The sequence below is a fragment of the Streptomyces sp. BB1-1-1 genome, from assembly GCF_031597775.1.
Classification (GTDB): Bacteria; Actinomycetota; Actinomycetes; order Streptomycetales; family Streptomycetaceae; genus Streptomyces; species Streptomyces thinghirensis.
The window spans coordinates 3,624,628-3,644,019 of record NZ_CP134203.1; the positions used below are offsets into that span (position 1 = coordinate 3,624,628).

Below are 19,392 nucleotides of genomic sequence, written 5' to 3' on the forward strand. Positions count from 1 at the left end.
CGCCCTTCCGACCAGGATCCGGAGCCCGTGGCATGACCGTCTGCCTGCTCCTGCTGTTCGTCGTCGCCGTGACCGCCGCGGTACCGGTGCCGCGCGCGCTGACCCGTTCCGCGTGGCCCGAGCGGGATCCCGTGGTCGCGCTCTGGGTGTGGCAGTGCCTGGTCGCCACCGTCCTGTTGTGCTGTCTGACGGCCCTCGTCCTCGGCGCCGCCGCCGTCTTCGGCACCGTGCGCGCCCAGCTCTTCGCGCCTGCGCCACCGGCGGTGACCGCGGCCTACAACCTCTCCGCCGGCCCGCCGTGGGCGGCCGCCCTCACCCTCCTGCTGGCCGGCGGCGCCGCCTGGACGACCGCCATGCTCGCCCGCGAACTCGTCGAGGCCCGCCGACGGCGCGCCCAGTCACGCGCCCACCTGCGCGAACGCGCCCCCGACCTGCCCGCCGGACTCCCCGCCGCCCGCGGCCCGCTGCTGGTCCTGGAGGACGAGTACCCGGACGCCTGGTGGATGCCCGGCAACCCGCCCCAGCTGATCGTCACCACCGGTGCCCTGCAGCGCCTCACCGACCATCAGATCGACGCCGTCCTCACCCACGAGCGGGGCCACGCCCGGGCCCGCCACGACTGGCTGCTGCACCTGTCCAGCGCCCTGGCCACCGGCTTCCCGCGGGTCCCGCTGTTCGCCCACTTCTGCGACCAGACCCACCGCCTGGTCGAACTCGCCGCCGACGACACCGCCTCCCGCCGCTGCGGCCACCTGACCACGGCACTGGCCCTGATCGAGCTGAACCAGCACCGCGGTGTCCTGTCCTGCTCCTCCAGCCACCGGCTTCTCGGCGAACGGGTCGACCGCCTCCTGGAACCCCCGCCCCGCCTGCTCCCCCGGCACAGGGCCCTGACCACGGCGACAGCCGCTCTGGTCCCCCTCCTCCCGCTGCTGATCACCTTCGCCCCGGGCCTGACGGCGCTGGCGTAGGGAGCGGTGTCGCGCGCCCGTCGCTCGTCGCTCGCCACCCGTCGCTCGTCGTTCGTCGCCTATATCCAGTCGTCGGGCTCGGGCTCCGGCTCGTGTTCGGGCCAGTCGTCCACGCCGGAACCAGAATCAGCACCGGAGCCCGATCCGGCCGACGGGCGGCCCGGTACGGGCGCCGTGGCCGCGGCCGGTCCGTTCAGCTCCGCCAGCACCGCGAGGACGCCCTCCCCGTACGTCGCCAGCTTCTTCTCGCCGACCCCGCTGATGCCTCCGAGCTGCCCGATCGAGGTGGGCCAGGCGGTGGCGATCTCCCGGAGCGTGGCGTCGTGGAAGATGACGTACGCCGGAACGCCCTGCTCGCGGGCCTGCTCCGCGCGCCAGGCGCGCAGGGCCTCGAAGGCGGGGAGCAGTTCCTCGGGCAGTTCGACCGCGGCGGCCTTGGGCTTGCGGTCCCCCCGTCCGCCGCCTGCCGACCGAGCCGTGGCCGGCTTCTTGGGCTCCTTGCGCAGCGGCACCTCCCGCTCCCGGCGCAGCACCGACCCGCTGGTCTCGGTCAGCACCAGCGTTCCGTACTCGCCCTCGACCGCGAGGAGTCCCTGGGCCAGCAGCTGCCGGGCGACGCCCCGCCACTCCCCCTCGGTCAGCTCCTCGCCGATGCCGAACACGGAGAGCTGGTCGTGGTCGAACTGGATCACCTTGGCGGTGCGCTTGCCCAGCAGGATGTCGATGATCTGCCCCGCGCCGAACTTCTGCCCGCGCTCCCGCTTCAGCCGCACCACCGTCGACAGCACCTTCTGTGCCGGGACCGTGCCGTCCCAGGTCTCCGGGGGCGTGACGCAGGTGTCGCAGTTGCCGCAGCCGGCCGGGTCCGGGTCCTGCCCGAAGTAGGCGAGGAGCTGGCCGCGGCGGCACTGGGCGGTCTCGCACAGGGCGAGCATCGCGTCCAGGTGGGACTGGGCCCGGCGGCGGAACGCCTCGTCGCCCTCGCCGGACTGGATCAGTTTGCGCTGCTGTACGACGTCGTTGAGGCCGTACGCCATCCAGGCCGTCGACGGCAGGCCGTCCCGCCCGGCGCGGCCGGTCTCCTGGTAGTAGCCCTCGACCGACTTGGGAAGGTCCAGGTGAGCGACGAATCGCACGTCCGGCTTGTCGATGCCCATGCCGAAGGCGATGGTCGCCACGACCACCAGGCCCTCCTCCCGGAGGAACCGGGACTGGTGCGCGGCTCGGGTGCCCGCGTCCAGGCCCGCGTGGTACGGCACGGCCTCGATGCCGTTGCTCGACAGGAACTCGGCGGTCTTGTCGACGGAGTTGCGCGAGAGGCAGTACACGATGCCCGCGTCGCCGGGGTGCTCCTCGCGCAGGAAGTGCAGCAGCTGCTTCTTGGGGTCGGACTTCGGCACGACCCGGTACTGGATGTTGGGCCGGTCGAAGCTCGCCACGAAGTGCCGCGCCGCCGGCATGTTCAACCGCTCGGTGATCTCGCGGTGCGTCGCGTGCGTGGCCGTCGCCGTGAGCGCGAGCCGGGGCACGTCCGGCCAGCGCTCGCCGAGCAGGGACAGGGCGAGGTAGTCGGGCCGGAAGTCGTGGCCCCACTGCGAGACGCAGTGCGCCTCGTCGATCGCGAAGAGGGAGATCTTGCCCCGGGAGAGCAGGTCGAGGGTGCCCTCCAGCCGCAGCCGCTCGGGGGCCAGGTACAGCAGGTCCAGCTCGCCGGCGAGGAACTCGGCCTCCACCACGCGCCGCTCGTCGAAGTCCTGCGTGGAGTTCATGAACCCGGCCCGCACGCCGAGCGCCCGCAGCGCGTCCACCTGGTCCTGCATCAGCGCGATCAGCGGCGAGACCACGATGCCCGTGCCGGGCCGGACCAGGGACGGAATCTGGTAGCACAGCGACTTGCCGCCGCCGGTCGGCATGAGCACGACGGCGTCACCGCCCGCCACCACATGGTCGACGACCGCCTCCTGCTCGCCACGGAAGGCCTCGTACCCGAAGACCCGGTGCAGCGTGGCCAGCGCCTCGCTGTCCACGCCCCTGGTCTGTGTCGCCTCTGCCATCTCGCCGATCACGCCCGTCCCGCCCATCGTCCCGTCCCCCGTACGTCCTGCCTCGCCCGTCTGGTCCGTCCTGTCCCGACCACTGCCTCAACGATAGGGGCCCGCGCCGACAGCTCCGGAGTTATCCACAGGCTTCACCCGTCGCCGATCGTCACGAGCCGATAGCCCGAAGTGGCATCCGACACTCCTATCACTGGGAACTCACAAGAGTGGCAACCGAGGTCTCACTAGAACAGGCCGGAGCCGGACGTGCTGATACTGCGGCAAGAAACACTGACGAGTTCCAACCAGACCCGGGTCCCGGCATCAGCCGTCGTACTGACCGTGGAGGTCGTCTCACCGGACTCCGTCTCCCGCGACCGCGAGACCAAGCCCCTGAAGTACGCCCGGGCGGGCATCGCGCACTACTGGCGAGTGGAGAACGAGAAGGGCCTCGCCGTCGTCCACGCCTTCGAGCTGGAGCCCACCACCGGCACCTACGTCGGCGTCGGCATCTTCCGTGAGCGCATGAAGGTGAGCGCGCCCTTCCCGATGGACCTGGACCTGACCGCCATCAAGGCCCGTCGCGGCGGCGAGTAGCCCCTGGACAGACGCGGCGGCGGCCCCGCACCCCGAGGGTGCCGGGCCGCCGCCGTCTCCGTACCGGCGAGCGCCGCGTCAGCGCACGAACACCCCCGCCTGTCCCGCCAGGTCCAGGAAGTACTGCGGCGCCACACCGAGCACCACCGTGACCGCCACTCCGACGCCGATCGCCGTCATCGTCAGCGGTGACGGCACCGCGACGGTCGGGCCCTCCGGCCTCGGCTCGCTGAAGAACATCAGCACGATCACACGGATGTAGAAGAACGCCGCGATCGCGGACGAGATCACACCGATCACGACCAGCGGTGCCGCGCCGCCCTCCGCCGCCGCCTTGAAGACGGCGAACTTGCCGGAGAAGCCGGAGGTGAGCGGGATGCCCGCGAAGGCCAGCAGGAACACCGCGAACACGGCCGCCACCAGCGGTGACCTGCGTCCGAGCCCGGCCCACTTCGACAGGTGGGTCGCCTCACCGCCCGCGTCGCGCACCAGGGTCACGACCGCGAAGGCGCCGATCGTGACGAACGAGTACGCGGCCAGGTAGAAGAGGACGGACGAGATGCCGTCCGGCGTGGTCGCGATGACACCGGCGAGGATGAAGCCCGCGTGCGCGATCGACGAGTACGCCAGCAGCCGCTTGATGTCGGTCTGCGTGATCGCGACGATCGCGCCGGCCAGCATGGTGACGATCGCCACGGCCCACATCACCGGCCGCCAGTCCCAGCGCAGGCCGGGCAGGACGACGTAGAGGATGCGGAGCAGGGCGCCGAAGGCCGCCACCTTGGTCGCCGCCGCCATGAAGCCGGTCACCGGCGTCGGCGCGCCCTGGTACACGTCCGGCGTCCACATGTGGAACGGCACCGCGCCCACCTTGAACAGCAGGCCCATGACGATCAGCGCGGACCCGACCAGGAGCAGCGCGTCGTTGCCCATGGTGTCGGCGAGCGCCGGGGTGACGTTCTGCACGGTGCCGTCGACGACCTGCGCGATCGTGCCGTACGACATCGAGCCCGCGTAGCCGTAGAGCAGGGCGATGCCGAACAGGGTGAAGGCGGAGGCGAAGGCGCCGAGCAGGAAGTACTTGACCGCCGCCTCCTGCGACATCAGCCGCTTGCGGCGGGCCAGCGCGCACAGCAGGTAGAGGGGAAGGGAGAAGACCTCCAGGGCCACGAAGAGCGTCAGCAGGTCGTTGGCCGCCGGGAAAACCAGCATGCCTGCGACGGCGAAGAGGAGGAGCGGGAACACCTCCGTGGTGGTGAAGCCGGCCTTGACCGCCTTCTTCTCGCTCTCGCTGCCCGGTACGGACGCCGCCTGGGCGGCGAAGGAGTCGACGCGGTTGCCGTGCACGTCCGGGTCGAGCCGCCGCTCGGCGAAGGTGAAGAGGCCGACCAGGCTCGCCAGCAGGATGGTGCCCTGAAGGAACAGGGCCGGTCCGTCGACGGCGATGGCGCCCATCGCCGCGATGCCCGCCTTGGTCGTGCCGTATCCGCCCGCCGCGAGCGCGACGACCGCGGCGAAGGCGGCGACGAGCGCGACGGCGGACATGAACGTCTGTACGTAGTAGCGGAACCGGCGCGGCACGAAGGCCTCGATCAGGATTCCGATGATCGCCGCGCCGAGGACGATGAGGACGGGCGACAGCTGCCCGTACTCGATCTTCGGCGCGTCGATCTTCCCGATCGGGTCGGCCGCCGTTGCCGCCGTTGTCCACAGGCTGTGGACGGCTGTTGCGCTCACTTGGCCGCCTCCACCTCAGGCTGGGGGTCCTTCTTGTGTACGTCGGACATGGTCTGCTCCACCGCGGGGTTGACGATGTCCGTGAGGGGCTTCGGGAAGACGCCCAGGAAGATCAGCAGCGCTACCAGCGGCGCCACGACCACCAGCTCACGCACCCGCAGGTCGGGCATCGCGGACACCTCTGGCTTCACCGGGCCCGTCATCGTCCGCTGGTAGAGGACGAGGGTGTAGAGCGCGGCGAGCACGATGCCGAAGGTGGCGATGATGCCGATCACCGGGTAGCGCGTGAACGTGCCGACCAGGACCAGGAACTCACTGATGAAGGGCGCGAGGCCCGGCAGGGAGAGGGTCGCCAGACCGCCGATCAGGAAGGTGCCGGCGAGCACCGGGGCGACCTTCTGCACTCCGCCGTAGTCGGCGATGAGCCGCGAGCCGCGCCGCGAGATCAGGAATCCGGCGATCAGCATCAGCACGGCGGTCGAGATGCCGTGGTTGACCATGTAGAGCGTCGCGCCGGACTGGCCCTGACTGGTCATCGCGAAGATGCCCATGATGATGAAGCCGAAGTGCGAGATCGACGCGTAGGCGATCAGCCGCTTGATGTCGCGCTGGCCGACCGCGAGCAGCGCCCCGTAGATGATGCTGATGACCGCGAGGACGAGGACGACCGGCGTCGCCCACTTGCTCGCCTCCGGGAAGAGCTGGAGGCAGAAGCGGAGCATCGCGAAGGTGCCGACCTTGTCGACGACCGCCGTGATGAGCACGGCGACCGGGGCGGTCGACTCCTGCATGGCGTTGGGCAGCCAGGTGTGCAGCGGCCACAGCGGTGCCTTCACCGCGAAGGCGAAGAAGAAGCCGAGGAACAGCCAGCGTTCCGTGCTGGTCGACATGGTCAGCTCGCCGCTCGCCCGTGCCTCGGCGATCTCGGTGAGGGAGAAGTTCCCGGCGACCACGTAGAGCCCGATCACCGCGGCCAGCATGATCAGGCCGCCGGCCAGGTTGTAGAGGAGGAACTTCACGGCGGCGTACGAACGCTGCGTCGCCGCCGTCTTCTCACCGTGCTCGTGGGCCCGGTCCCCGAAGCCGCCGATGAGGAAGTACATCGGGATCAGCATGGCTTCGAAGAAGATGTAGAAGAGGAAGACGTCGGTGGCCTCGAAGGAGATGATCACCATCGCCTCGACGGCCAGGATCAGGGCGAAGAAGCCCTGCGTAGGCCGCCACCTGGTGCTGCCGGTCTCCAGCGGGTCGGCGTCGTGCCAGCCCGCCAGGATGATGAACGGGATCAGCAGGGCGGTCAGCGCGATCAGCGCCACCGCGATGCCGTCCACGCCCAGCTCGTACCGGACGCCGAACTCCGCGATCCAGGAGTGGGACTCGGTGAGCTGGTAGCGGTCGCCGCCGGGGTCGAACCGGACCAGGATCGTGATCGCCAGCGCGAGCGTGGCCAGCGAGACCAGCAGCGCCAGCCACTTGGCCGCGGTGCGTTTCGTGGCCGGCACGGCTGCCGTCGCGATCGCCCCGACGGCCGGCAGGGCCGCCGTGACTGTCAGCAGGGGAAAGGACATCGGTATCAGACCGCCCTCATCAGCAGGGTCGCGGCGACGAGGACCGCCGCACCGCCGAACATCGAGACCGCGTACGAGCGCGCGAAGCCGTTCTGCAGCTTGCGCATCCGCCCGGACAGGCCGCCGACCGAGGCCGCCGTGCCGTTGACGACCCCGTCGACCAGGGTGTGGTCGACGTAGACCAGGGAGCGCGTGAGGTGCTCCCCGCCGCGGACCAGGACGACGTGGTTGAAGTCGTCCTGGAGCAGGTCGCGCCGGGCGGCCCGGGTGAGCAGCGACCCGCGCGGGGCGACGGCCGGGACGGGACGGCGGCCGTACTGCGCCCAGGCGGCCGCGACGCCGATCACCATCACGGCGACCGTGGAGATCGTGACCGTCAGGGCGCTGATCGGCGCGTGGCCGTGGTCATGCCCGGTGATGGGCTCCAGCCAGTGCACGAAGCGGTCGCCGATGCTGAAGAACGCGCCGCCGAACACCGAGCCGACGGCCAGCACGATCATCGGGATCGTCATGGTCTTCGGCGACTCGTGCGGGTGCGGCGGGGTGTACTCGCCGCGTGTCTCGGCGGCCGGCTCCACGTCGGGCTCGGCCGGCGACGGCGTCGGGGCCTTGCGCCAGCGCTCCTCGCCGAAGAACGTCATCAGCATCACGCGCGTCATGTAGTACGCCGTGATGGCCGCGCCCAGCAGGGCCACGCCGCCGAGGATCCAGCCCTCGGTGCCGCCCTTGGCGAACGCCGACTCGATGATCTTGTCCTTGGAGAAGAAGCCGGACAGACCCGGGAAGCCGATGATGGCGAGATAGCCGAGGCCGAAGGTGATGAACGTGACCGGCATGTACTTCCGCAGTCCGCCGTAGCGGCGCATGTCGACCTCGTCGTTCATGCCGTGCATGACCGAGCCGGCGCCGAGGAACAGCCCGGCCTTGAAGAAGCCGTGCGTCACCAGGTGCATGATCGCGAAGACGTAGCCGATCGGGCCGAGACCGGCCGCCAGCACCATGTAGCCGATCTGCGACATGGTCGAGCCGGCCAGCGCCTTCTTGATGTCGTCCTTGGCGCAACCGACGATCGCACCGAACAGCAGCGTGACCGCGCCGACGATGGTGACGACCAACTGCGCGTCGGGCGCGCCGTTGAAGATGGCGCCGGAGCGGACGATCAGGTACACGCCCGCCGTCACCATGGTCGCGGCGTGGATGAGGGCGGAGACCGGAGTCGGGCCCTCCATCGCGTCCCCGAGCCAGGACTGCAGCGGTACCTGGGCGGACTTGCCGCAGGCGGCGAGGAGCAGCATCAGCGCGATCGCGGTCAGCTTGCCCTCGTCCGCCGATCCGGCGAGTCCGGCCTCCCCGTGGCCGCCGAGCACCGGCCCGAAGGCGAAGGTGCCGAACCACAGGAACATCAGCATGATCGCGATGGACAGGCCCATGTCGCCGACGCGGTTGACCAGGAAGGCCTTCTTCGCGGCGGTGGCGGCGCTGGGCTTGTGCTGCCAGAAGCCGATCAGCAGGTAGGAGGCGAGACCGACGCCCTCCCAGCCGACGTAGAGCAGCAGGTAGTTGTCGGCGAGGACGAGCAGCAGCATCGCCGCGAGGAACAGGTTCAGATAGCCGAAGAAGCGGCGGCGGCGCTCGTCGTGCTCCATGTACGCGACCGAGTACAGATGGATGAGCGAGCCGACGCCGGTGATCAGCAGGACGAACGTCATCGACAACTGGTCGAGGCGGAAGGCGACGTCGGCCTGGAATCCCTCCACCGGCATCCAGCTGAACAGGTGCTGCGTCAGGGTGCGGTCCTCGGCGCCGGCGCCGAGCATGTCGGCGAAGAGGACGGCGCCGATCACGAAGGACGTGGCGGCCAGCACCGTGCCGATCCAATGGCCTACGGCGTCCAGTCGGCGTCCGCCGCACAGCAGGACCGCCGCTCCGAGCAAAGGCGCCGCCACCAGCAGCGCAATCAGATTCTCCACGATTCAGCGACCCCTCACAGCTTCATCAGGCTGGCGTCGTCGACCGAGGCCGAGTGGCGGGAACGGAACAGGGACACGATGATCGCGAGCCCGACCACGACCTCCGCGGCGGCGACGACCATCGTGAAGAAGGCGATGATCTGGCCGTCGAGGTTGCCGTGCATGCGGGAGAAGGCGACGAACGCGAGGTTGCAGGCGTTGAGCATCAGCTCGATGCACATGAAGACCACGATCGCGTTGCGCCTGATCAGCACGCCGGTGGCGCCGATCGTGAACAGCAGGGCCGCGAGGTAGAGGTAGTTGACGGGGTTCACTTCGACGCCTCCTCGGACCGCTCGGAGTTGCCCGGCTCGACCGCCTTGCGCTCGAGGCGCTCCTCGGCCCGCCGCTCCAGCGCCTTCAGGTCGCTCAGCGCCTGCATCGAGACGTCGCGGATCTGACCCCGCTCGCGCAGCGTCTTGCTGACGGTGAGTTCGGACGGGGTGCCGTCGGGCAGCAGGCCCGCGATGTCGACCGCGTTGTGCCGGGCGTACACGCCGGGCGCCGGGAGGGGCGGCAGCTGCTTGCCCTCGCGGACGCGCCGCTCGGCCAGTTCACGCTGGGTCGCCGCCCGTTCGGTGCGCTCGCGGTGGGTGAGGACCATGGCGCCGACGGCGGCCGTGATGAGCAGGGCGCCGGTGATCTCGAAGGCGAAGACGTACTTGGTGAAGATGAGGGACGCGATGCCCTCCACGTTGCCGTTCGCGTTCGCCTGGGCCAGGCCGCTGAACTCCGTGACGGACGCGTTTCCGATACCGGCGATCAACAGGATGCCGAAGCCGAGCCCGGACAGCAGGGCCAGCCAGCGCTGTCCCTTGATGGTCTCCTTCAGGGAGTCCGCCGCGGTGACACCGACGAGCATCACCACGAAGAGGAACAGCATCATGATCGCGCCGGTGTAGACGATGATCTGCACCACGCCGAGGAAATAGGCGCCGTTGGCGAGGTAGAACACCGCCAGGACGATCATGGTTCCGGCGAGGCAGAGCGCGCTGTGCACGGCCTTCTTCATGAAGACGGTGCACAGGGCGCCGATCACCGCGACCGTGCCGAGGATCCAGAACTGGACGGCCTCTCCGGTGGAGGTGCCGGCGGAGAGAGTCGCCGCGGCGGCGAGCTGCTCGGTCATCGGCGGATCACCTCCTCCGACGCCGGTTCGGTGCCGCCGAAGGTCGAGTCGGCCTCCTGGACGACCTCTCCCTCGGAGTGGGCGACCTGCTGCTCGGTGCCGGGCGCGGCCTCGGTGACCAGACCCCGGTAGTAGTCCTGCTCGTCCGTGCCCGGATAGATGGCGTGGGGCGAGTCGACCATGCCCTCCTCCAGGCCGGCGAGCAGCTGCTCCTTGGTGAAGATGAGGTTGGCGCGGCTGGAGTCGGCCAGCTCGAACTCGTTGGTCATCGTCAGCGCGCGCGTGGGGCACGCCTCGATGCACAGGCCGCACAGGATGCAGCGGGCGTAGTTGATCTGGTAGACGCGGCCGTACCGCTCGCCCGGCGAGTAGCGCTCCTCGTCGGTGTTGTCCGCGCCCTCCACGTAGATGGCGTCGGCGGGACACGCCCAGGCGCACAGCTCGCAGCCGACGCACTTCTCCAGGCCGTCCGGATGGCGGTTGAGCTGGTGCCGTCCGTGGAAGCGCGGAGCGGTGGTCTTCTGCTGCTCCGGATACTGCTCGGTCAGCCGCTTCTTGAACATGGCCTTGAAGGTCACGCCGAAGCCGGCCACGGGGTTCATGAAACCGGGGTCGGTCTCCTTGGGTTCCTCAGCCATCGGACGCCTCCTTTCCATCCGTAGATCCGCCCAGAGATCCGTCACTCTGAGTATCGGGTCCACCACTGACAATCAGCTCCCGCTCCCGGCGCGGACGGCGTCGCGGCACCGGCGGCAACTCCTGTCCGGGCATCGGCGGTACGGGGAATCCGCCGGCCATCGGGTCGAAGGCGGCCGGTTCCTCGGCAGGGGCCTCGGCCTTCTTGCCCTTCTCGCGGAACATGTCCACGACGAAGGACAGCAGCAGCAGAGCCAGGACACCGCCGCCGATGTAGAGGGCGATGTCGGCGAAGTCGTAGTTCTCGTTCCGCAGCGCCCGCACGGTCGCGACCAGCATCAGCCAGGCCAGCGAGACCGGGATGAGGACCTTCCAGCCGAGCTTCATCAGCTGGTCGTAGCGGACCCGGGGAAGCGTGCCGCGCAGCCAGATGAAGAAGAACAAGAGCAACTGGACCTTGAGCACGAACCAGAGCAGCGGCCACCAGCCGTGGTTGGCGCCCTCCCAGAAGGTGCTGATCGGCCAGGGAGCCCGCCAGCCGCCGAGGAAGAGCGTGATGGCGACCGCCGAGACCGTCACCATGTTCACGTACTCGGCGAGCATGAACATCGCGAACTTGATCGACGAGTACTCGGTGTTGAAGCCGCCCACGAGGTCGCCCTCGGACTCGGGCATGTCGAAGGGGGCGCGGTTGGTCTCGCCGACCATGGTGACGATGTAGATGATGAAGGAGACCGGCAGCAGCACGATGTACCAGCGGTCGTTCTGCTGCTCGACGATCGCCGAGGTCGACATCGATCCCGAGTAGAGGAACACCGAGGCGAAGGCGGCGCCCATCGCGATCTCGTAAGAGATCATCTGCGCGCAGGAGCGCAGCCCGCCGAGCAGCGGATAGGTCGAGCCGGAGCTCCAACCTGCCAGCACCATGCCGTAGATGCCGATCGAGGCGACCGCGAGGATGTACAGCAACGCGATCGGCAGGTCGGTGAGCTGCATGGTGGTGCGCTGGCCGAAGATCGAGATCTCGTTGCCGGCCGGCCCGAAGGGGATCACCGCGATCGCCATGAAAGCCGGGATGGCCGCGACGATCGGCGCGAGGACGTACACCACCTTGTCGGCGCGCTTGACGATGACGTCTTCCTTGAGCATCAGCTTGATGCCGTCGGCGAGGGACTGGAGCATGCCCCAGGGGCCGTGCCGGTTGGGGCCGATGCGAAGCTGCATCCAGGCGACGACCTTGCGCTCCCACACGATGGAGAACAGCACCGTCACCATCAGGAAGGCGAAGCAGAACACCGCCTTGATGAGCACCAGCCACCAGGGGTCGGTGCCGAACATCGAGAGGTCTTCAGCGGCGAGGTACGGGCTCATGCCTCCACCTCCTTGGGGGCTACGCCCGCGAGCGTCGCCGGTCCGATGCGGACGAGGGTTCCGGGCAGCACCCCGGCGTCGGAGGCGACGCCGGTGCCGGCCGAGTTCAGCGGGAGCCAGACCACCCGGTCGGGCATCTCGGTGATCTGCAGCGGGAATTCGACGACCCCGGCGGGGCCGGTCACGGCCAGGAGGTCGCCGTCCTTGACGCCCGCCTCGGCGGCCGTGGCGACCGACACGCGCGCGCGTGCGGCGTGCCGGGTGCCGGCGAGCGCCTCGTCGCCCTGCTGGAGGAGGCCCTGGTCGAGCAGCAGCCGGTGCCCGGCCAGTACGGCCTCTCCGGCGGCCGGCCGCGGCAGCGCGCTCGCGGTCCCCAGCGGTTCGCCGGCCCGCGGCCCGTCCCAGGCACCGAGCCGGTCGATCTCCGCGCGCGTGGTGCGCAGATCCGGCAGGCCCAGGTGCACGTCCATGGCGTCGGCCAGCATCTGGAGTACGCGGGCGTCGGCGGGTGCGAGTCGGCGGGTCATCTGATCGGGCTTGAGCGCCGCCTCGAAGAGGCGCGCCCGGCCCTCCCAGTTCAGGAAGGTCCCGGCCTTCTCGGCGACCGCGGCGACGGGCAGGACGACGTCGGCGAGTTCGGTGACCTCCCTGGGCCGCAGCTCCAGGGACACCACGAAGCCGGCCTCGGCGAGTGCCGCACGCGCGCGTGCCGGATCAGGCAGGTCGGCGACCTCGACGCCCGCCACCAGCAGGGCCTGGAGCTCGCCCCGGGCCGCGGCCTCGACGATCTCGCCGGTGTCACGGCCGTAGCGGTGCGGCAGGTCGGCCAGCCCCCAGACGGCGGCGACCTCCTCACGCGCGCGCGGGTCGGTCGCCGGACGCCCGCCCGGCAGCAGCGACGGCAGCGCACCCGCCTCGATCGCGCCGCGCTCCCCGGCCCGGCGCGGGATCCACACCAGCCGGGCGCCGGTCGCGGAGGCGGTCCGTACGGCGGAGGTGAGGCCACCGGCCACGGACGCCAGGCGCTCGCCGACGACGATCACGGCACCTTCGGCGCGCAGCGCCTCGGCGGCCTGGGCACCACCGGTCTCCAGGCCGACGCCGCTCGCGAGCGCGTCCAGCCACTCGGTCTCGGTGCCGGGAGCGGCGGGCAGCAGCGTGCCACCGGCCTTCTCCAGGCCCCGCGTGGCGTGCGTGGCCAGTGAGAAGACCTTCTGCCCGTGCTTGCGCCAGGCCTTGCGCAGCCGCAGGAAGACGCCGGGCGCCTCCTCCTCGGCCTCGAACCCGACCAGCAGGACGGCGGGCGCCTTCTCCAGCGCGGTGTACGTGACCCCCGTGCCGTCGAGGTCCCGGCCGCGTCCGGCGATCCGGGAGGCCAGGAAGTCGGCCTCCTCGGTGCTGTGCACGCGCGCGCGGAAGTCGATGTCGTTGGTGTCCAGCGCCACGCGCGCGAACTTGCTGTACGCGTAGGCGTCCTCCACCGTGAGCCGCCCGCCGGTCAGGACACCGGTCCGGCCCTTCGAGGCGAGCAGTCCCTGCGCGGCGATCTGCAGGGCCTCCGGCCAGGAGGCCGGCTCCAGCTCGCCCTCGGCGTTGCGCACCAGGGGCGTCGTCAGCCGGTCCCGCTGCTGCGCGTACCGGAACCCGAAGCGACCCTTGTCGCAGATCCACTCCTCGTTGACCTCGGGCTCGTCGGCCGCGAGGCGCCGCATGACCTTGCCGCGCCGGTGGTCGGTGCGGGTCGCGCAGCCGCCGGAGCAGTGCTCGCAGACGGACGGCGAGGAGATCAGGTCGAAGGGGCGGGAGCGGAACCGGTACGCCGCCGAGGTGAGCGCGCCGACCGGGCAGATCTGGATGGTGTTGCCCGAGAAGTACGACTCGAAGGGGTCGCCCTCGCCGGTGCCGACCTGCTGGAGCGCGCCCCGCTCGATCAGCTCGATCATCGGGTCGCCCGCGACCTGGTTGGAGAACCGGGTGCAGCGGGCGCACAGCACGCACCGCTCGCGGTCGAGCAGCACCTGCGTGGAGATCGGCACGGGCTTCTCGTAGGTCCGCTTCTTGCCCTCGAAGCGGGAGTCGGACTGGCCGTGCGACATGGCCTGGTTCTGCAGCGGGCACTCGCCGCCCTTGTCGCAGACCGGGCAGTCCAGCGGGTGGTTGATGAGCAGCAGCTCCATCACACCGTGCTGGGCCTTCTCGGCGACGGGCGAGGTGAGGTGCGTCTTCACCACCATGCCGTCGGTGCAGGTGATGGTGCACGACGCCATGGGCTTGCGCTGGCCCTCGACCTCGACGATGCACTGGCGGCAGGCGCCGGCCGGGTCGAGGAGGGGGTGGTCGCAGAACCGGGGGATCTCGATGCCGAGCTGTTCGGCGGCCCGGATGACCAGGGTGCCCTTGGGCACGCTGATCTCGGCGCCGTCGATCGTCAGCGAGACGAGGTCCTCCGGCGGGACCGCCGCCTCTCCCCCTCCCGAGGGAGCATTCGTGGTCACGGTCATGCGTTCACCTCCGTGCGGTCGGCCCAGGCCGTCGACTTGGCCGGGTCGAAGGGGCAGCCGCGGCCCGTGATGTGCTGCTCGTACTCCTCGCGGAAGTACTTGAGCGAGGAGAAGATCGGCGAGGCGGCACCGTCGCCGAGGGCGCAGAAGGACTTGCCGTTGATGTTGTCGGCGATGTCGTTCAGCTTGTCGAGGTCGCTCATCGAGCCCTTGCCGGCCTCGATGTCGCGCAGCAACTGGACGAGCCAGTACGTGCCTTCGCGGCACGGCGTGCACTTGCCGCAGGACTCGTGCGCGTAGAACTCGGTCCAGCGGGTGACGGCCCGCACGACGCAGGTCGTCTCGTCGAAGCACTGGAGTGCCTTCGTGCCGAGCATGGAACCCGCGGCGCCCACTCCTTCGTAGTCGAGAGGGACGTCGAGGTGCTCGTCGGTGAACATCGGCGTCGAGGAGCCGCCCGGTGTCCAGAACTTCAGCCGGTGACCGGGGCGCATGCCGCCGCTCATGTCGAGGAGCTGGCGCAGCGTGATACCGAGCGGGGCCTCGTACTGGCCGGGGCCCGCGACGTGGCCGCTGAGGGAGTAGAGCGTGAAGCCCGGGGACTTCTCGCTGCCCATCGACCTGAACCAGTCCTTGCCCTTGTTCAGGATCGCGGGAACCGATGCGATCGACTCGACGTTATTCACCACAGTCGGGCAGGCATAGAGCCCTGCCACAGCAGGGAAGGGGGGACGGAGCCGCGGTTGACCCCGGCGGCCTTCGAGCGAGTCGAGCAGCGCGGTCTCCTCACCGCAGATGTACGCGCCCGCGCCCGCGTGCACGGTGAGTGTGAGGTCGAGTCCGCTGCCCAGGATGTTCTCGCCGAGGAAGCCGGCCGCGTAGGCCTCGCGCACGGCCTCGTGCAACCGCCGCAGCACTGGGACGACTTCACCACGCAGGTAGATGAAGGCATGCGAAGACCTGATGGCGTAACACGCGATGACGATGCCCTCGATGAGGCTGTGCGGGTTCGCGAAGAGGAGCGGGATGTCCTTGCAGGTCCCCGGCTCCGACTCGTCGGCGTTGACAACTAGATAGTGAGGCTTGCCGTCCCCCTGGGGAATGAACTGCCACTTCATCCCCGTCGGGAACCCCGCGCCGCCGCGTCCGCGCAGACCGGAGTCCTTGACGTACGCGATCAGGTCGTCCGGCGACATCGCCAGCGCCTTGCGGAGCCCCTCGTACCCCTCGTGCCTCCGGTAGACGTCCAGAGTCCAGGACTCGTCCTCGTCCCAGAAGGCCGACAGCACGGGTGCGAGCAGCTTCTCCGGGCTGGTGCCCTTGATCTCGGCTGCCACGGTCATCACTCCCCCTCCTCGGCGGTAGGCCCTGCCGGGTTGGCGGGGTCGGAGGCCGATGTGTCCTGCGGCGCGTCGTGCGAGCTCAGGTGTTCCGTCGGGGACGGGTCGTGCACGGCCCGGTCCTGCGGCCCGTCGTGCGGCCCGCCGTCCCGCGGGTGCACCACGCGCGCGGCGGACGCCTCGCCCTTGGCCAGCTTCAGGCCGGCCAGAGAGGCGGGACCCGCGCTGCCGCCGGCCGCGACGGCGCCGTCCCGCTCGTCGGGGAAGCCCGCCAGGATCCGGGCGGTCTCCTTGAAGGTGCAGATCGGCGCACCGCGCGTGGGCGTCACCGGCCGTCCCGCGCGCAGGTCGTCGACGAGGCGACGGGCGCTCGCGGGGGTCTGGTCGTCGAAGAACTCCCAGTTGACCATCACGACCGGTGCGAAGTCGCAGGCCGCGTTGCACTCGATGTGCTCCAGGGTGACCTTGCCGTCCTCGGTGGTCTCACCGTTGCCGACGCCGAGGTGCTCCTGGAGGGACTCGAAGATCGCGTCGCCGCCCATGACCGCGCACAGCGTGTTGGTGCAGACGCCGACCTGGTAGTCGCCGCTCGGCCTGCGCCGGTACATGGTGTAGAAGGTGGCGACCGCGGTGACCTCGGCCGTGGTGAGGTCCAGCATGTCCGCGCAGAACCGCATGCCGGTGCGCGTGACGTGCCCCTCCTGCGACTGCACGAGGTGCAGCAGCGGCAGGAGGGCGGACCGGGAGTCCGGGTAGCGGGCGATGATCTCGCGCGCGTCGGTCTCCAGCCGGGCCCGGACGTCGTCCGGGTAGGCGGGCGCGGGCAGTTCCGGCATGCCCAGGCTGACGCCCCGCTCCGAAGAAGAGGTGGTCACCGGTCGACGCCTCCCATCACGGGGTCGAGGGACGCCACGGCGACGATGACGTCGGCGACCTGGCCGCCCTCGCACATCGCCGCCATGGCCTGAAGGTTGGTGAAGGACGGATCGCGGTAGTGGACCCGGAAGGGGCGGGTGCCGCCGTCGGAGACGACGTGCACCCCGAGCTCGCCCTTGGGCGATTCCACCGCCGCGTAGGTCTGGCCCGGCGGCACGCGGAAGCCCTCGGTGACCAGCTTGAAGTGGTGGATCAGGGCCTCCATGGAGGTGCCCATGATCTTCTTGATGTGGTCGAGGGAGTTGCCCAGTCCGTCCGGTCCCAGGGCGAGCTGGGCGGGCCAGGCGATCTTCTTCTCGGCGACCATGACCGGGCCGGGCTGGAGCCGGTCCAGGCACTGCTCGACGATCCGGAGCGACTGGCGCATCTCCTCCAGCCGGATCAGGAAGCGGCCGTAGGCGTCGCAGGTGTCGGCGGTCGGGACGTCGAAGTCGTACGTCTCGTAGCCGCAGTACGGCTGGGCCTTGCGCAGGTCGTGCGGCAGGCCGGTGGACCTGATGACCGGGCCGGTGGCGCCGAGGGCCATGCAGCCGGCCAGGTCGAGGTAGCCGACGTCCTGCATACGGGCCTTGAAGATGGGGTTCCCGGTGGCGAGCTTGTCGTACTCCGGGAGGTTCTTCTTCATCTTCTTCACGAACTCGCGGATGTGGTCCACCGCCCCGGGCGGCAGGTCCTGGGCGAGGCCGCCCGGGCGGATGAACGCGTGGTTCATGCGCAGGCCGGTGATCAGCTCGTAGATGTCGAGAACGAGTTCACGATCACGGAAGCCGTAGATCATGATCGTGGTGGCGCCGAGTTCCATGCCGCCGGTGGCGATGGCCACCAGGTGCGAGGAGAGCCGGTTCAGCTCCATCAGCAGGACCCGGATGATCGTGGCCCGGTCCGGGATCTCGTCCTCGATGCCGAGCAGCTTCTCGACGCCCAGGCAGTACGCCGTCTCGTTGAAGAACGACGTCAGGTAGTCCATGCGCGTCACGAACGTGGTGCCCTGCGTCCAGGTCCGGTACTCGAGGTTCTTCTCGATTCCGGTGTGCAGGTAGCCGATGCCGCAGCGGGCCTCGGTGACCGTCTCGCCGTCGATCTCCAGGATCAGGCGGAGCACGCCGTGCGTGGACGGGTGCTGGGGGCCCATGTTGACGACGATGCGCTCGTCGTCGGCGCGGGCCGCGGACTGGACGACCTCGTCCCAGTCGCCGCCGGTGACCGTGTAGACGGTGCCCTCGGTGGTCTCGCGAGGGGATGCGTGCGAAGTGCTCACGAGTACGACCTCCGCTGGTCCGGAGCCGGGATCTGGGCGCCCTTGTACTCGACGGGGATGCCGCCGAGGGGGTAGTCCTTGCGCTGCGGGAAGCCCTGCCAGTCGTCCGGCATCATGATCCGTGTCAGGGCCGGGTGACCGTCGAAGACGATGCCGAAGAAGTCGTACGTCTCGCGCTCGTGCCAGTCGTTCGTCGGATAGACGACGACCAGCGACGGGATGTGCGGGTCGCTGTCGGGCGCGCTGACTTCGAGGCGGATCAGCCGGTTGTGGGTGATCGAGCGCAGGTGGTAGACGGCGTGCAGCTCGCGTCCCTTGTCGTGCGGGTAGTGGACGCCGCTGACGCCGGTGCAGAGCTCGAAGCGCAGGGCCGGGTCGTCTCGCAGGGTGCGGGCGACGCGGACCAGGTGCTCGCGCTCGACGTGGAAGGTCAGCTCGTCGCGGTCGACGACCGTCTTCTCGATGGCGTTGTCGGGCAGGAGCCCCTGCTCCTCCAGCGCGCCCTCGAGCTCGTCGGCGACCTCGTCGAACCAACCGCCGTAGGGCCTGCTCGCCGGCCCGGGGAGCCGGATGGAGCGGACCAGTCCGCCGTAGCCGGAGGTGTCGCCGCCGTTGTCGGCGCCGAACATTCCGCGCTGGACGCGGATCTCCTCACCGCCCTGACCGCGCTGGCCGGGGAGGTTCTCCGCGGACAGGTCCTTCTCGGGGTTCACCCCGTTCGCGTCACCTGCCGTGTTGTTCGCGTCGCTCACCGCAGCAGCCCCTTCATCTCGATCGTGGGCAGGGCCTTGAGCGCCGCTTCCTCCGCCTCGCGGGCCGCCTCCTCGGCATTCACTCCGAGCTTGGAGCTCTGGATCTTCTGGTGGAGCTTGAGGATGGCGTCCATCAGCATCTCGGGCCGCGGCGGGCAGCCGGGGAGATAGATGTCGACCGGGACGATGTGGTCGACGCCCTGGACGATCGCGTAGTTGTTGAACATGCCGCCCGAGGAGGCGCAGACCCCCATGGAGATCACCCATTTCGGGTTCGGCATCTGGTCGTAGACCTGCCGCAGCACCGGCGCCATCTTCTGGCTGACCCGGCCCGCGACGATCATCAGGTCCGCCTGCCGCGGTGAGCCGCGGAAGACCTCCATGCCGAAGCGCGCCAGGTCGTAGCGGCCGGCGCCGGTGGTCATCATCTCGATGGCACAGCAGGCGAGGCCGAACGTGGCGGGGAAGACGGACGACTTGCGCACCCAGCCCGCGGCCTGCTCGACGGTGGTCAGCAGGAAGCCGCTCGGCAGTTTTTCTTCGAGTCCCAT

The 19,392-nt window shown here is 69.9% G+C and carries 15 protein-coding genes and 1 pseudogene; 2 read left to right on the forward strand and 14 right to left on the reverse strand.

Going from position 1 to position 19,392, the window contains the following annotated elements; genetic code table 11:
• Positions 1–32 precede the first annotated feature (32 nt).
• Positions 33–971 (forward strand): M56 family metallopeptidase, encoded by a 939-nt coding sequence (locus RI578_RS16615; protein ID WP_310871805.1) that lies wholly within the window; start codon positions 33–35, stop codon positions 969–971.
• Positions 972–1,030: 59 nt separating this feature from the next.
• Here RI578_RS16615 and recQ read toward each other — a convergent pair whose 3' ends face one another.
• Positions 1,031–3,052, reverse strand: coding sequence for a DNA helicase RecQ (gene recQ / locus RI578_RS16620; protein WP_310871806.1), 2,022 nt, complete (start codon positions 3,050–3,052; stop codon positions 1,031–1,033).
• Positions 3,053–3,256: 204 nt separating this feature from the next.
• Between recQ and RI578_RS16625 the strand changes: the two are divergent.
• Positions 3,257–3,604 (forward strand): annotated as a pseudogene (locus RI578_RS16625) (Uma2 family endonuclease); the annotation flags it as partial.
• Positions 3,605–3,682: 78 nt separating this feature from the next.
• On the opposite strand, the gene nuoN reads toward RI578_RS16625, so the two are convergent.
• Genes nuoN through RI578_RS16690 form a run of 13 tightly spaced genes read right to left on the reverse strand, consistent with a single transcriptional unit; the run spans position 3,683 to position 19,392 of the window.
• A complete protein-coding gene (gene nuoN / locus RI578_RS16630) occupies positions 3,683–5,341 on the reverse strand; it encodes an NADH-quinone oxidoreductase subunit NuoN (protein ID WP_310871807.1) in 1,659 nt (552 codons plus the stop codon).
• Positions 5,338–6,909: an NADH-quinone oxidoreductase subunit M gene (locus RI578_RS16635; protein WP_210958011.1), complete on the reverse strand. Its 1,572-nt coding sequence runs from the start codon at positions 6,907–6,909 to the stop codon at positions 5,338–5,340. Before RI578_RS16635 ends, nuoN begins: the two co-directional genes overlap by 4 nt.
• Before the next feature lie 5 nt (positions 6,910–6,914).
• Entirely contained in the window at positions 6,915–8,879 is a 1,965-nt protein-coding gene (nuoL, locus tag RI578_RS16640; RefSeq protein ID WP_310871808.1) for an NADH-quinone oxidoreductase subunit L, read from the reverse strand.
• A gap of 14 nt (positions 8,880–8,893) precedes the next feature.
• Positions 8,894–9,193 (reverse strand): NADH-quinone oxidoreductase subunit NuoK, encoded by a 300-nt coding sequence (gene nuoK, locus RI578_RS16645; RefSeq protein WP_003974374.1) that lies wholly within the window; start codon positions 9,191–9,193, stop codon positions 8,894–8,896.
• The gene (locus RI578_RS16650; protein WP_310871809.1) at positions 9,190–10,047 is read right to left on the reverse strand and encodes an NADH-quinone oxidoreductase subunit J; all 858 of its coding nucleotides are present in this window, start codon (positions 10,045–10,047) and stop codon (positions 9,190–9,192) included. Before RI578_RS16650 ends, nuoK begins: the two co-directional genes overlap by 4 nt.
• A complete protein-coding gene (gene nuoI / locus RI578_RS16655) occupies positions 10,044–10,685 on the reverse strand; it encodes an NADH-quinone oxidoreductase subunit NuoI (protein ID WP_210958014.1) in 642 nt (213 codons plus the stop codon). The genes RI578_RS16650 and nuoI overlap by 4 nt, the downstream gene beginning before the upstream one ends.
• A complete protein-coding gene (gene nuoH, locus RI578_RS16660) occupies positions 10,678–12,054 on the reverse strand; it encodes an NADH-quinone oxidoreductase subunit NuoH (protein WP_310871810.1) in 1,377 nt (458 codons plus the stop codon). Before nuoH ends, nuoI begins: the two co-directional genes overlap by 8 nt.
• Complete coding sequence (locus RI578_RS16665) at positions 12,051–14,555, reverse strand: NADH-quinone oxidoreductase subunit G (RefSeq protein WP_310871811.1); 2,505 nt, start codon at positions 14,553–14,555, stop codon at positions 12,051–12,053. Before RI578_RS16665 ends, nuoH begins: the two co-directional genes overlap by 4 nt.
• Positions 14,552–15,901, reverse strand: a complete 1,350-nt coding sequence (nuoF, locus tag RI578_RS16670) for an NADH-quinone oxidoreductase subunit NuoF (protein WP_310871812.1) — start codon at positions 15,899–15,901, stop codon at positions 14,552–14,554. Before nuoF ends, RI578_RS16665 begins: the two co-directional genes overlap by 4 nt.
• Entirely contained in the window at positions 15,898–16,770 is an 873-nt protein-coding gene (nuoE, locus tag RI578_RS16675) for an NADH-quinone oxidoreductase subunit NuoE (protein WP_310871813.1), read from the reverse strand. The genes nuoF and nuoE overlap by 4 nt, the downstream gene beginning before the upstream one ends.
• The gene (locus RI578_RS16680; protein ID WP_310871814.1) at positions 16,767–18,089 is read right to left on the reverse strand and encodes an NADH-quinone oxidoreductase subunit D; all 1,323 of its coding nucleotides are present in this window, start codon (positions 18,087–18,089) and stop codon (positions 16,767–16,769) included. Before RI578_RS16680 ends, nuoE begins: the two co-directional genes overlap by 4 nt.
• Positions 18,086–18,841: an NADH-quinone oxidoreductase subunit C gene (locus tag RI578_RS16685; protein WP_310871815.1), complete on the reverse strand. Its 756-nt coding sequence runs from the start codon at positions 18,839–18,841 to the stop codon at positions 18,086–18,088. The genes RI578_RS16680 and RI578_RS16685 overlap by 4 nt, the downstream gene beginning before the upstream one ends.
• On the reverse strand, positions 18,838–19,392 hold the full coding sequence (locus RI578_RS16690) for an NADH-quinone oxidoreductase subunit B family protein (RefSeq protein ID WP_018528252.1): 555 nt from the start codon (positions 19,390–19,392) through the stop codon (positions 18,838–18,840). Before RI578_RS16690 ends, RI578_RS16685 begins: the two co-directional genes overlap by 4 nt.